Genomic DNA, 13,254 nt, shown 5'->3' with positions numbered 1-13,254 from the left:
ATTTTGTCCATTTTATTCGCTCTGTTTTGGCTTTAATCTCGGTGACGTCGCGGTCAATTGTTAGATGAGTTAAGTAATGGATGTTTTGGGGCTAAATAACCAACGTGTGGCGATGCATAACCGCAGTTTAGCGATGCAGTATTTTTTTCAGAACAAGCAGATGACCAAGTCAGACTTATCGAAAAAATTGCAGCTCACCCTGCCAGCCACCAGTCAAATAATGGCGCATTTAAATAGCCATGGTTGGATAGAGAAATCTGACATCAAACGTCAGGGGAGAGGACGAAGTGATGGCGTGTTTCGACTCAATCGACAAAGAGGTTCAACGATTGCGATGTGCATTAGTCCAACCTTGATCGAATCGGTCAGATTAGATGCCGCGTTGGACGTGGTAGCTTCTTATAACGCGACCGTGATTGCGCCGAATAATGCAGATGAGTTTATTGATTGCATTGTTGCGCAAGTGAAAGCGCACCGCCAACAATCTGGTATGCAAAAGTTCCAACTGTCGATAGCGGTTCATGGACAAGTTGATGCCGATACGGGGGTGTCTTTACATATGCCTCAAGCCAGCTTCAAAAGTCGTATTGAGCTTAAGTATCTGCTGGAGCAGCGGCTAGAGTTACCTGTGTTAGTCGATAATGATTGTGTGATGCTGGCGTTGGCGGAGTTGTGGTTAGGAGAGCAAAAGCAAGATTTTATGTTGCTCAACGTGGACTACGGTGTTGGCGCGGCTTTGTTGCTGGATAAGCGGGTGTATAAAGGTGCCAGATTTGCAGCAGGGCAAATCGGCCACACGACAGTTGAAATGAATGGCAAACCTTGCGGTTGCGGTCGTCTTGGGTGTTTGGAAAAGTACACCGCAACCTCTTCATTAGAGCAAGATTGGATGGCGGACAACCTCAATACCACGGATTTATATTCTGCGGTTAAAATCAACGACAGTCGAGCCCTCGATATTGTGCGTCAGGGCGCACGTTACACTGCACTGGCACTTTGCAATTGTCTGAGTGTGATGGATCTAGACAAGGTTGTGGTGTACGGCAAAGTGCGCGAGCTGGGAGAAGCATGGTCTGCTACCGTTCGAAGTGAGGTCAATCAAATGCCGTTTCCAAGTGATGACCCCAAAGACAAAATCGACATATCGTTTGGACGTTTATCCAGAGAGCAGCAGGTCACGGGTATCGCCTATAGTTATGTCGAAAAGGAGCTTCAAAAAATTAAACAAGAGGTATAGCGGGCTGTTCGTCTAATCGGGCGAGTCGAGATATCCAGATTCAACATTATGTTTCCAGTTGAGCATTAGGGTTGTGTTAGACAGATTTGTCTACCCATGTCAAACTAGTGAAGAACTAATATATGCCCAGTAAGGAAAAAAACATGAGCGTTAAGAGACAGCTTCTGGTTGATACGGCGCTTGAACTTTTTTATCGGCAAGGTATCAATGCAGTTGGAATTAACGAGGTGCTGCAAACCTCTGGGGTGGCAAAGCGCACGCTTTATAATCACTTTGAAAGCAAAGAAGCTTTAGTCATCGCAGCTTTGCAGCAACGACACCAAGTGTTTATAACATGGCTCGAATCTGTATTGGAAAAGGCAACCACCGACCGCCAAATCATAGAGAGCTTGTTTGATGGCTTGGCCGATTGGTTTGAAGGACGTTCAACTCAGCTAGGTCCGTTTCGAGGTTGTTTTTTCATTAATACTAGAGCGGAATTTGCCGATGGCCAAAGCGCAATCGCGCAGTTTTGCCAATCACACAAACAAGAAGTCGCAGACCTGATCAGTGCAAAGTCGTCTTCAAAAAATCAGACGTTGATTAATGCAATGGTTTTGCTCAAAGAAGGAGCGATTGTTTCAACTGCGATGAGCGGAAACGGCGAAAAAACGTGTGCGCAGAGTAAAACAGTGTTGTTAGAGCTCTGCCAGTAAGAACTTTGTGAATGAGTATCCTGTAAAGAAGCTAAAGAGTGGGGCTTTCTAGCTTAGCCCCACACCAGTAACCTCTATGATTGAACCGCCTGGTTTGCTAACCATTTGGCATCCGGTCGGCTACGATACGCCAAGTAAGCTGCCAGCAACAAAAAGATGAGTGCTGGTATGAATGACGGGACCGCGTACACGATGTGGAAGTATATGGCCCCCGTCATTATCGGCGTGAGTGCCAGCGCGGCAAACGCTCGGTAGCCTTTGATAAAAAGCAAAATACCTGCGATGAGCTCGGCGACACCAATCAAATACCCAAACCAAATTGGCAAACCCATGGCCTCAAAGCTTTTGTGCAGTTCTGGTACCCCTGCTAACTTTGCACCACCTGCGATGATCATCGGTAACGCCAACAAAACGATTGGCAACCAATAGCCTAATGTTCTCAATATCTTCATGATTTCCCTTGTTTGTAGCCATTTCGAATTTCTTGAAGTCAGACTTTACCTATGAATGGGTATAAATAATAATTATTGAAATTAATCAAATTGATAAATATTTGTAATCATGGCGTCGTTAGAACAATACAAAATGTTAGTCACTGTGGCGGAGAAGAAGTCGATAAGGCTGGCTGCTGACGCATTGCACAAAACGCAACCCGCAGTGACTAATGCAATGAAAAAACTGGAAAATGAATTTGGATTTGCTTTGTTTGATCGCTCTGGTTATCGGATTCAGGTGTCCGAGTCTGGCGAAAGAATTGTTGAGTTAGCAAAACAGTTGCTAGACCAAGCCGCAGGTATAAAACACGTCGCAAGCGTATTGCAAAATGGAGAAGAATCGATCATCCGAGTGGCAATCGAAGCGTCTTACAACCTGGAGCGTATGGTTGAGCCGCTTCAAATGCTCCAGCAAGCGCACCCCAACTGCCAGATCAGTTTACAGCAAGAGTATTTATCCGGTGCAATTTCTAAATTGATGGCGAATGAAGTGGATCTTGCCATTAGTCCAATCGTCGCAAACCTTTTCGCAGTAGGTAAAGTGGAATCTAAACTCTTGTACCAAGGTGGTTTTGTTAATGTAGCAAGTCCTGGGTTTGTCGCAGGCGTTGGGTCTTTGTCCTCGATTGCTGATCTTAGTAACCAATATCAAATACTGGTTAGCGATTCAGGTCAGTTAACTCAGGGTACCAATATTGGCGTGCAAGAAGGACAACGGACTTGGCGAGTGAATAGCTTCGAGAGCAAAAAATTACTCATTGAACAGGGGCTGGGTTGGGGAACTTTACCTAAACACAAAGTAGAAAAGGCGTTGGAATTAGGACAGCTGGTGGCTTTGCAAATCGAAGACTTTCCGGTAGCAGAACAACTTGAATACCATGTTATTAAGACCAAGCACGCCATGCTGGGACCTGTTGCCAGCAAACTCTGGGAACAGCTATAACCAGAATTACAGAACCCAAATAAGAGAGGGGTGCGTTTAGTTTCGTCTTAGCTAATTCGTTAACAATTTTTCGCTAAACAAATTACAATGCTCAGCTACACTAACTGTTACGTTATAACATACTAACGTGTAGAAGCATTATGAGCATCAATATAAATACAAAAAAATTGCCAGTTACCGTCCTTTCAGGGTTTTTAGGAGCTGGGAAAACTACGGTGTTAAGTCATATCTTAAACAACCGTGAAGATCGAAAAGTCGCCGTTATTGTTAACGACATGAGTGAAATCAACATAGACGCGGCGATTGTCCAAAATGAAGTTTCTCTCAATCGAAGTGAAGAAAAACTGGTAGAAATGAGCAACGGCTGTATTTGCTGTACGTTGCGAGAAGATTTGCTGGATGAGGTCACTAAGCTAGCCAACGAAGGCAGATTTGATTACTTAGTCATCGAGTCAACTGGTATTTCAGAGCCGCTGCCAGTTGCCGAGACGTTTACCTTTGCAGATGAAAGTGGTGTCTCGCTGTCTGATATCGCTAGGCTCGATACCATGGTGACTGTGGTCGATGCCGTTAATTTTCTAAAAGACTATGATGAGGCCAAAGATCTTCAGGACACGGGTGAATCACTCGGTGAGGAAGATGAGCGCAGTGTTTCCGATTTGCTAATAGACCAAGTTGAGTTTGCCGACGTAATCTTGATCAGTAAAACTGATTTGGCGACAAGTGACGATATTGAGCGTTTGACAGCAATATTGAAAACGTTGAATACAGGGGCTCAAGTAATTCCAATTGCCGAAGGCAAAGTCAATCTTGAAAACATACTGGATACGCGTCTTTTTGATTTTGAAAAAGCGCAGCAATCACCAGGATGGTTGAAAGAGATGCGAGGAGAGCACGTACCGGAAACAGAAGAATACGGTATATCCAGTTTCAATTATCTCGCTCGCCGTCCATTCCATCCGGCTAAGTTTTTTGAGTTTCTTCACAATACCTCCCAATTCGGAAAGTTAATCCGTTCAAAAGGCTATTTTTGGCTGTCGACTCGACCAGATTTTGTTGGACATTGGAGCCAAGCTGGCGGTATCGCCCGGCATGGTGTCGCGGGTATGTTCTGGCAAGCTGTGCCCAAAGAACAGTGGCCGACTGACTCAACGTACCTAGAGTCCATTGAAAGGCAGTGGTGTGAGCCATATGGCGATAGACGTCAGGAATTAGTATTCATTGGCCAAGGGCTGGACCAAGTCAGACTGACACAAGCATTAGATGAATGTTTGTTGAGTGAAGAAGAGGCTAGTCGAGGAACGGAATATTGGCGTTCACTTGACGATCCATTTCCAGACTGGGGTCAATAACTCGCTTTGTTGATGTTAAAAGTTGGTGCGTTGAACTTCAAAAGCCGGTTCATCGTACCAAGTCCTTTAACAGAGTTTTGATACAGCCTTCTTTGACCGAAGGTGAGTTGGAGGTTTGAAATGATTACCGAAATAGAACAAGCGATGATCGACGCGCCTGAAGAGGATTACATGAATCAGGCACAGTTAGATTTCTTTCAGCAACGCTTGGAAGACTTGTATGACACCACGTGTGAGCGGATTGAAGAAGCACGTAAGGTGATGGAAAACCCGATTGAGCTTAATGATGAGCAAGATCGTGCCTCGTTTGAAGAGCAGAGTGCGCTTTCAATTCGTATTGTTGAAAGAGAGCAGAAACTATTGCCTAAGATTCGAGAATCTCTATCCAGAATCAAGGCTGGAACCTATGGGTACTGTTTAGAGTCTGAGGAGCCGATTGGGGTGGCCCGCTTGCTGGCTCGCCCTACAGCGGAATACTGTGCTGAGGTGAAAGCACTAAAAGAAATGAAAGAGCTGCAGTACCGAGAGTGAAAACTCTCGGTTTCTTTAGATTACAGCTCTTGGACCATGCAGATGCTAAGTTTTATCCTCTGAGGTGTTTGTTTTCGTTTGATTTGATGCATTCATTTCCAGTGCGACCTTTTCATCAAATTCTGAAATCCGAGCCGTAAGCGCTTGCTTGTCTTGTTTGGAAATAGACTTAGCGAGTGGAATTTTTACTTTCAGTGGGTCGACCGGTTTATTTCGTACCAAAACCTCAAAATGCAAATGCGGGCCTGTCAAACGCCCGGTCGCTCCGGCCAGCGCGATCTTTTGTCCTCGTTTCACGCGCTGCCCCTTTTTCACCAAGCTTTTGTGTAGGTGAAGATAGCGGGTTTTATAGACACCATTGTGCTCAATAACAATGTACTTGCCAGCGTAACGATGTGTTTTAACCGCGGTCACACGCCCGTCACCGGTGGAATAAATTGGCGCGCCTACAGGGGTCGCGAAGTCAGTTCCATTGTGAGGTCTTATTCGACCAGTCACTGGGTGTTTACGACGAGGATTAAAATGTGAAGTAACCCGTCGGTACTTTTCGTCGATTGGATAACGATTGAAAGCTTGTTCTAAACTCTCGCCGTCTCTGTCATAAAATCGTCCGTCGGGCGCTAAAAAGGCTTCCACATCTCTTCCTCGAAGTGACAACGAAATACCTCGAATTTCACTGTTGCCGGTTAGATGTGTCCCAAGGTACTGTTGGTTGATCAATACTGAAAACTCATCGCCTGCGCGTAAGTGCTTCGAGAAGTTCACTTTGGCACTTAGCAGCTGAGTAATGTTTCCAATTTGATTAGATGACAGCCCAAGCTTATGGGCAGAATGAGAGAAGCTTCCGTCAATGGTTCCGGTAAAAACTCGCTCTTCCCATCTGCCATCTTGTTCTTCAAATCGGTAGGAAAAGCCTTCATCTGCCTCCTTACGGTAAATGGATCGTTCCACCAAACTTTCGTGAAAGACGAGCTCTTGTAACTCATGATTGATAAAAGCGAATTCCAGATGATCTCCAGGTTTAATCATATCGAGTTTGAGGTGGTTTTCGTCAGACTCCATGATTTGATGCAAAATACGATAAGGAATCTGTTTGTCAGAGAATATTTTGCTCAACGTGTCACCGACTTTGACAACATAATCGGTTTTTTTTATTTCGGCTTGATGTTCAACAACCGTATCAAGCTCAGCGACCTTTTGATCTTCAGAATCTGATGCGCTTTGCTCTAGAGTATTGGTAAAAGTTGGTTTTTCTTTTTCAGAGTGATCAGGTATTTCGACTGAAACGCGTTTGGTGTTAGGTTCTTGCGCTTCATTGTTTACAGGCAACAAAAAGGCAATCGTTAAAGTAATGATGGCGGTGAGTGTTAAAACGCGTTTTTGATACTTCATTAATTTAAAGCTATAGCACTGAATAGTTATGTTATAACATAACAAAATATTGCAAATCGTTATGATAAAAATAATGGAATATTGATGGCTATGGACAAAATTGACAAGGTTCTAATTGTTGCTGGCACACATGGAAATGAGCTAACTGGTATTTACCTGAATCACCTGATCAACGAAGGCATTTACAATGCGGATCGTGCTTCATTTGACACACGAGCAATCTTAGCAAATCAAGCGGCCATAGATGCCAGAGTGCGGTTCGTTGATCAAGATTTAAACCGAAGTTTTGCAGTAGACCCAAGTGATGAAAGTAAAGCAACAAAAGAATACAAACTTGCGGAGGACTTAAAACAGAAGTATGGCAGTACACCTAACCAGCTAGTGATTGATATGCACAACACCACCAGCAACATGGGTGCGACCCTTATCCTAGTTTCACGCTCGCCTTATTATGAAAAAATGGGTGCTTTTGTTAAACAGCACATGCCTGAAGCAAATATCTTATTTGAAGATGAAAAAAGTTGGCAAGAGCACCCTTATCTTTGCACCATGAGTGAATACGGAGTGATGCTCGAAATTGGATCACACGCGCATGGTGTATTAACCCACGAAACTCTTGATTTGATGAAGCGCCTTATGACTCTAGTATTAGACTATGTCGATATGGTAAACCAAGGTAATTCGTTCGGCACCGATTCATACAGCGCTTATTTGCTAACGTCAGAGGTACCTTTTCCGATGGACGATAAAGGAATGCGATCAGCCCTTGTTCACCCAGACCTCTGCGATCGAGATTATTTACCGCTTTCCAAAGGCGATCCGATGTTTTTAACGCTTTCAGGTGAAACCATTAGTTGGCAAAGTGAAAAAACAGTGTACCCGCATTTCATCAATGAAAGTGCTTACAGTGCCGCGAATATGGCGATGGCTTTAGCTGAAAAAATTGAAGTGAAAGTTTAGTTTCTTGTTCTTATAAAAAATTTGGCTAGCTGAAAAGCTAGCCAAATTTGAAGGTTTTTTATATCTACTCTTTATTGCAGACAAGCAAGGAAACGCTGCTCTAGACTTTCTTCCACAGTGGGTGCGATGAGTTCTATGCGACTTTCGATTGCATCGTCAAGTTCTGCCACTGTCATACCATCTGCGGTGTAGTTAAACCCGTAAATACCATCATCAGTAATGAAGACAGCCTTTAAACGTTCAGGTCGCAACGTAATCAACACGTCAAATAAACGCTGTCTGTCGAAAATTTTGTTTGGAGCAAATCGCCATCCCACACTTTGATAACCCTCGCCTTGATTGGTCGCTTTGAGGTAACCAGATTCTGGAATCTCCAATTCAGAGGCCAAGGGCCTAGTCTCATGGTCATGAGGATGGTGATGGTAGTTCCTGGAGTTAGCCCGTGTCTCGCCATTTAGTTCATTGGTATCGAACTGACCGTCTTGAGCGAATATAATTCGAGCGTCGGGTCCGTTAATTTTTTGGGTATAGTCGCGCAGTGTTTGACGTTCATCGTCGCCATACAAATCAATTTTGTTTCCTATAATGGTATCGGCAATGGCGATTTGTTGGTTAAACGTTGGGTGATCTGTGTAATTGCGATCAGACAATTTACGAGGATCAACCAAAGTTAACGTCTTTTGCAGGACCAAAACACCCTTGTAATTATCCGACTTAAGAATTTCTAGAACCTCGCGAGGGTGACCGAGACCAGTCGGTTCGATGAGTAAGCGATCTGGTTTTGCTTCCTGCAGCAACTGATTAAGGGCAATTTGCATTGGTAAACCAGCGGCGCAGCACATGCAGCCACCGGGAACTTCGCGAATAAAGACTTCTTGTTCATCAGTTTGGCCGCTAACCAGCGCGCCATCTACACCAATTTCGCCAAATTCATTGACCAACACTGCCCAGCGCTCGTTATCTGGTTTGTGCTTCATCAGGTTCAAAATTGCGGACGTTTTACCAACACCGAGAAACCCGGTGATAATATTGGTCGGCACTGAACGCACAACTTTTTCTATTTTAAACAATTGCTTATCCTATGCTCTTCCTGTGTGGTTGTCACAATCGCAGTAAGTATCCATTTGCCCAAGCTTTTCTTCAGGCTCAAGCACTTTTTCTACGGTAACTTCTGCTGATTAAATCACTCTGTGACGAGAGATTGACTGATCTTAGCGTTTGAATGCCAGACGCATTGCCGCTTTTTCGTTCTCAATAATCGAGCCGTCAGTAAAGACGAGTTGCCCATTCACCCAGGTACTGTGAATCTCGGAGGTAAATTCATGGCCGTCAAACGGAGTCCAGTTACAGTGGTACAAGGTGTTATCGTGTTTTACCGGTGTTGAGCTATCGCGATCAACGAGTACTAAATCGGCGTAGTAACCTTCTCGAATATACCCTCTATCTTCAATAGCGTATCGGATAGCTGGGTTATGAGACACCTTTTCGACTACTTGTGGAAGCGTTAATGTTCCATTATTAACATGGTCAATCAGAGTCAATAAGGCATGTTGAACTAGCGGCAGGCCAGCAGGTGCCTGCGGGTAGGCGACTTGCTTTTCTTCCCAAGTATGCGGTGCGTGGTCGGTTGCAATAATGTCAATTTGACCCGTTTGTAATGCATTTAGCAGTGCCTCGCGGTCGCTAGGGTATTTCACGGCAGGGTTACATTTGATCAAGTTGCCCTTGGCTGCATAGTCTTCGTTTGTGAACCACAAATGATGAACACAAGCTTCTGCGGTAATGTTTTTGCCCTTTATTGGCCCTTTTTCGAATAAATCCAGTTCCTTTGCGGTGGTAATGTGCAAAACATGAAGGTTCGAGCCGTATTTTTTGGCAAGGTTAACCGCGTATGAAGATGAGGCGTAGCAGGCTTCGGCGTCGCGCAACACCGGGTGGTCTTCAATAGTGAACTCTTCTTTTTGTTCAGCTAATTTACGCTTGTTTTCTGCTAACACTTCACCGCTTTCACAGTGTGTCACAATGAGCGTGGGTGCATCACGGAAAATAGCGTCCAGCGCTTCTGGGTGTTCAACCAAAAGGTCACCAGTTGATGCACCCATGAATACTTTCACACCACAGTGTTTACGGGGGTCTAGCTTTTTGATTTCATCCAAGTTGTCTTCGGTTGCACCTAGGTAGAAGGAGTAGTTCCCCAAAGAAGAGGCCGCCGCGATATCAAACTTCTTTTCTAACGCTTCGATAGTGGTCGTGGCTGGACTGACATTAGGCATTTCCATAAAGCTCGTAATACCGCCTGCAACGGCAGCTCTAGACTCCGATGCGATGTTACCTTTATGGGTGAGGCCGGGTTCGCGAAAGTGGACTTGGTCGTCAATCATGCCCGGTAATAGATACTTACCTTTGGCATCAATCACAGTGTCATTCAATGTAGGCTCAATACTTGGCGCGATCTTGTCAATTCGTTGATCAACAATTCTTAAATCACCACTTGTGATTGTCCCATCGGTAACAATTTGGGCATTTTTAATTAGCGTAGATGACATTGGATGTACTTCTCTCCGAACTCAGCGTAAAAACAAAACATGTTAGTTAGCCAGACAAGATTTGAATCAAGAGAGCCAACTAAGCAGATAAATTGTTATGTTATAACATAACAATTTATCTCTACAACTTTATCATTTGTTCGTTGTTCTCCATTCAGTTTCTATGTCGTTCAAGTGTCTATGATAACTGTCTGATAGTCATAACAATGTTTGTAAAACCCGATGAAAAGGCTTTTTTAAAGACAGAACTGTATTTTTCATTTATCAGCGGAATCAAAGACAATTTCACCCAAAAACATGGTCATTAAGACTTGCGTATTTTTAATCTCGGACGGTAGAAGTTTGGTGATGTCATTGTCTAGAATTGCAAAATCGGCAGCTTTTCCAACGTCAATCGACCCTACTAAATGGTCTAGCCCTAAGCTTTTAGCTGGGTTGATTGTATAAGCGTCTATCGCTTCGTAGATATTTGGTAACCCCGATTCATCCATAATCAGACTGTTGGCAATGCCTACGAGTGGGTTTATATCGTGTACATTCCAGTCGCTGCTTAGAGAAATGTTTGCACCTGAGTCGTGCATTTCTCGAATGTTCATCATTGCTTTGGCGCGTCTTGCACCCAAAAATGCTTTGGCCCAACTGTGATCCTGATTTGCAACGTAATCAGAGCCAACCTGAAAGTCAGCGGTAACATTGAGTTGAGCAAAGCGAGTGACATCAGAACGATCAACCAATTCAACATGGGTCAGGGTGTATTGCCGTGTGCTGGATGCTTGGCGCATTAATGCAATTGCATCAAGTGATTCTTTTACCGCTCCATCGCCGATTGCATGAATGTGCGCCCCATAGCCAATGTCGTCTAGGGCTTGTAACCAAGAAGCCAGTTGGTCTGGAGGGATGTAGTTAATACCGCGAGGATCATTGACTAGGTAAGAGTCTAAGTAAGGGGCTAGAGTCTTTGCTGTGCCGTTAATAAAAATACCATCGCTGTACATTTTTACCTGATTGATAATAAGGGTTTGCGAAAGGTCATCTGAATAAAAACTGGCAAGATACTTTAACTGATCCTGTATATCATCATTTGGGTAAATCCATGGTCGTAGAGAAACTCGAACTATGAGTTCATCGTTTTGCTGCGCTTTCTTCCAAGTGTCTAACCAGCCACGTTTCCAATACAGTCTGCCATCTCCAATTGTGGTTATACCGTGAGCGCTTGCTTCTTCGATGCCATTAAGTAGTCCTTGGTAGCTTTGTTCGGATTTGTCTTGAATGGCATTCCAAGCCATCTCCATGACGATATCGCCTGCATTATCTAGCAGTATTCCAGCCAGTTCTCCGTTGTCTTCATCTATTAAAATTCGGCCTCCCTGCGGTGACGTCGAATCTACGGTAATACCAGCGATCTCGAGAGCAACGGAATTCACCCACATTGAGTGGGAAGTTTGCTCCATAAAAATAACGGGCTGCCTTGGAAATATCTGGTCGATCACTTCCAATGGTGTAACGGAGTTATCGTTACTGTAGATGGCATCAAGGGAAAAACCATAACCGATGATCCAACTATTTTCAGAAGTAGAATTCCTACAGGATCTAAGCAGTGCTATTTGGTCGTTTAGCGAGCCTTGCGGGTCGAGCTCACAATCGCCACCAATTTCAGAGGCCGCTTCAAATACGTGGTTATGATTATCGACAAAACCGGGCAAGATAAAGGCTTCATCAAGGTCGATAACTTCAGTATCACGACCAATCTGAGTCTCTAAGTCTTGAATCAACCCAATTGCAGTGATTTTCCCATTGTAGATTGCAATTGAATCTGCGTTATCGTGACCGTATATGATTGCATTAGTTAGAATCGTTTCCGCTTTGTTTTGAGCAATCACACAGCTGCTAACTAGAAGAGTACAAACAATGGCGAGGTGTTTTAAACGCGCATACATAAACACGATTCCCGAAATGTTTCCTGAAACGAGTTTAGCAGTTTCGGTGAGGCTTAAGTGGCCCACCAACTCAACCGCTTTAATTCCCGGATTCGATAGCGCCAGATAAAGATTTAGCTATTCTCTCGACAATGAAGTATTGCTCTCAAAATGTCATGTTCTCTCCATCTTTGATGCCCAGCGAGTTTTCGATTTCAGCGCTTGACGTTCTAATAGCTTGGTATCCTAACTCTTCAGCCTATCCGACCGAATGAGCATTTCAGATACTACAAATTAATTGAGATTTGTCTTGATGATGTAGCTGTTTGAAGTCCACATTTAATTTTTTTCTTCATTGTAAGAATTGAGTTTTGTCCTGACGCTGGTGGATAACATCAGCTAGGGACTGTGAGGTTTTTTCTTGTTTTAAATTGACGCCTTCGTGCTGTAGTAACCACTTCTTTCGCTCAGTGCCTCCGGCATAGCCAGTAAGTTTTCCACTAGCACCAATGACACGATGGCAAGGTAGGATCAGTGTGACAGGGTTTCTGCCATTTGCGCCCCCAACAGCACGAACTGCTTTTGGGTTGTTTAAACGATTAGCAATATCCATGTACGAAACGGTTGTTCCATAAGCAACCTGTTTAAGCAATTGCCAGACTTTTTTCTGAAACTCAGTTCCCCTGATATCCAGTGGTAAAGAAAATTGCGTTAGCTCTCCTGCAAAGTAACCTTTTAATTGAGCCTGACATTCTCTGGTTAAATCATTTGTTTTCACATCCGAAGTTTGTGTGCCACAGAATATCAACTGTGTAATGCCTATCTCAGAGGCTTTGAACTCGATAAGCCCCAATGGACTTTCCATATAATCGTTATACATCTTAAATTGAGGGTTGAGTTAGGTGATGTCGCTAATTTCGCAGATAACGCTGGTGATTAGCCAACAATATAAAATCACAAGTGGCATAAGAAAATCTTATAGTGTTAGTGCATGTTTAGGCGTTTCCCGAAACGTTGTTCGTAATATAAAAGAGGCTTTATGTAGCGTTCCAACTCACCGCTTTTAGATACTAGTAATTTAGATTATGAAGGACATCATGACTCGCGAAATGTCTGTGAAGTTACTGTTTCACAATCACTTCACAAGCCATAAGAGAGGATAAGTGCATATTCAATAGTAGGAGCCCA

At 43.8% G+C, this 13,254-nt stretch carries 12 protein-coding genes; 6 read left to right on the top strand and 6 right to left on the bottom strand.

Annotated features, from left to right (window positions below; genetic code table 11):
• Window positions 1-76: 76 nt before the first annotated feature.
• Entirely contained in the window at window positions 77-1,237 is a 1,161-nt protein-coding gene (locus tag ACXAFJ_RS15400) for an ROK family protein (RefSeq protein WP_475324646.1), read from the top strand.
• A 143-nt stretch (window positions 1,238-1,380) separates the two neighbouring features.
• Complete coding sequence (locus ACXAFJ_RS15395) at window positions 1,381-1,932, top strand: TetR/AcrR family transcriptional regulator (protein ID WP_475324645.1); 552 nt, start codon at window positions 1,381-1,383, stop codon at window positions 1,930-1,932.
• Between the two features lie 74 nt (window positions 1,933-2,006).
• Here the strand turns inward: ACXAFJ_RS15395 and ACXAFJ_RS15390 are convergent, their stop codons facing one another.
• Window positions 2,007-2,384 (bottom strand): DoxX family protein, encoded by a 378-nt coding sequence (locus tag ACXAFJ_RS15390; protein ID WP_475324643.1) that lies wholly within the window; start codon window positions 2,382-2,384, stop codon window positions 2,007-2,009.
• Between the two features lie 109 nt (window positions 2,385-2,493).
• Between ACXAFJ_RS15390 and ACXAFJ_RS15385 the strand changes: the two genes are divergently transcribed.
• The 3 genes from ACXAFJ_RS15385 to ACXAFJ_RS15375 all read left to right on the top strand — a co-directional run bounded on the left by ACXAFJ_RS15385 (window position 2,494) and on the right by ACXAFJ_RS15375 (window position 5,252).
• On the top strand, window positions 2,494-3,369 hold the full coding sequence (locus ACXAFJ_RS15385) for a LysR family transcriptional regulator (protein ID WP_475324642.1): 876 nt from the start codon (window positions 2,494-2,496) through the stop codon (window positions 3,367-3,369).
• 152 nt (window positions 3,370-3,521) lie between these two features.
• Window positions 3,522-4,721, top strand: coding sequence for a zinc metallochaperone GTPase ZigA (zigA, locus tag ACXAFJ_RS15380; protein WP_475325760.1), 1,200 nt, complete (start codon window positions 3,522-3,524; stop codon window positions 4,719-4,721).
• Between the two features lie 120 nt (window positions 4,722-4,841).
• Window positions 4,842-5,252, top strand: coding sequence for a TraR/DksA family transcriptional regulator (locus ACXAFJ_RS15375; protein ID WP_475324640.1), 411 nt, complete (start codon window positions 4,842-4,844; stop codon window positions 5,250-5,252).
• Window positions 5,253-5,297: 45 nt separating this feature from the next.
• On the opposite strand, the gene ACXAFJ_RS15370 is transcribed toward ACXAFJ_RS15375, so the two are convergent.
• Window positions 5,298-6,644 carry a peptidoglycan DD-metalloendopeptidase family protein gene (locus ACXAFJ_RS15370; protein ID WP_475324639.1) on the bottom strand — a complete coding sequence of 449 codons (1,347 nt, stop codon included), beginning with the start codon at window positions 6,642-6,644 and terminating at the stop codon, window positions 5,298-5,300.
• A gap of 90 nt (window positions 6,645-6,734) precedes the next feature.
• On the opposite strand from ACXAFJ_RS15370, the gene ACXAFJ_RS15365 reads away from it, so the two are divergent.
• Window positions 6,735-7,604: an aspartoacylase gene (locus ACXAFJ_RS15365; RefSeq protein WP_475324637.1), complete on the top strand. Its 870-nt coding sequence runs from the start codon at window positions 6,735-6,737 to the stop codon at window positions 7,602-7,604.
• Window positions 7,605-7,675: 71 nt separating this feature from the next.
• Here ACXAFJ_RS15365 and ACXAFJ_RS15360 read toward each other — a convergent pair whose 3' ends face one another.
• The 4 genes from ACXAFJ_RS15360 to ACXAFJ_RS15345 form a co-directional block, all read right to left on the bottom strand.
• Window positions 7,676-8,674, bottom strand: coding sequence for a CobW family GTP-binding protein (locus ACXAFJ_RS15360; protein WP_475324636.1), 999 nt, complete (start codon window positions 8,672-8,674; stop codon window positions 7,676-7,678).
• 141 nt (window positions 8,675-8,815) lie between these two features.
• Window positions 8,816-10,150, bottom strand: a complete 1,335-nt coding sequence (locus ACXAFJ_RS15355) for a dihydroorotase (RefSeq protein WP_475324634.1) — start codon at window positions 10,148-10,150, stop codon at window positions 8,816-8,818.
• 257 nt (window positions 10,151-10,407) lie between these two features.
• Window positions 10,408-12,087, bottom strand: coding sequence for an amidohydrolase (locus tag ACXAFJ_RS15350; RefSeq protein ID WP_475324633.1), 1,680 nt, complete (start codon window positions 12,085-12,087; stop codon window positions 10,408-10,410).
• A 331-nt stretch (window positions 12,088-12,418) separates the two neighbouring features.
• Window positions 12,419-12,946: a methylated-DNA--[protein]-cysteine S-methyltransferase gene (locus tag ACXAFJ_RS15345; RefSeq protein WP_475324631.1), complete on the bottom strand. Its 528-nt coding sequence runs from the start codon at window positions 12,944-12,946 to the stop codon at window positions 12,419-12,421.
• Window positions 12,947-13,254 lie beyond the last annotated feature (308 nt).

This window comes from Vibrio sp. ABH4_348 (assembly GCF_056159765.1).
The sequence above is the reverse complement of the archived record's forward strand: the minus strand, read 5'-3'. Positions and strand labels throughout refer to the sequence as shown.

Excerpts from the sequence above, each read along its gene's own strand:
- ACXAFJ_RS15400 (WP_475324646.1), top strand. The coding sequence starts at position 77 with ATGGATGTTTTGGGGCTAAATAACCAACGTGTGGCGATGCATAACCGC.
- ACXAFJ_RS15395 (WP_475324645.1), top strand. The coding sequence starts at position 1,381 with ATGAGCGTTAAGAGACAGCTTCTGGTTGATACGGCGCTTGAACTTTTT.
- ACXAFJ_RS15390 (WP_475324643.1), bottom strand. The coding sequence starts at position 2,384 with ATGAAGATATTGAGAACATTAGGCTATTGGTTGCCAATCGTTTTGTTG.
- ACXAFJ_RS15385 (WP_475324642.1), top strand. The coding sequence starts at position 2,494 with ATGGCGTCGTTAGAACAATACAAAATGTTAGTCACTGTGGCGGAGAAG.
- ACXAFJ_RS15375 (WP_475324640.1), top strand. The coding sequence starts at position 4,842 with ATGATTACCGAAATAGAACAAGCGATGATCGACGCGCCTGAAGAGGAT.
- ACXAFJ_RS15370 (WP_475324639.1), bottom strand. The coding sequence starts at position 6,644 with ATGAAGTATCAAAAACGCGTTTTAACACTCACCGCCATCATTACTTTA.
- ACXAFJ_RS15365 (WP_475324637.1), top strand. The coding sequence starts at position 6,735 with ATGGACAAAATTGACAAGGTTCTAATTGTTGCTGGCACACATGGAAAT.
- ACXAFJ_RS15355 (WP_475324634.1), bottom strand. The coding sequence starts at position 10,150 with ATGTCATCTACGCTAATTAAAAATGCCCAAATTGTTACCGATGGGACA.
- ACXAFJ_RS15350 (WP_475324633.1), bottom strand. The coding sequence starts at position 12,087 with ATGTATGCGCGTTTAAAACACCTCGCCATTGTTTGTACTCTTCTAGTT.
- ACXAFJ_RS15345 (WP_475324631.1), bottom strand. The coding sequence starts at position 12,946 with ATGTATAACGATTATATGGAAAGTCCATTGGGGCTTATCGAGTTCAAA.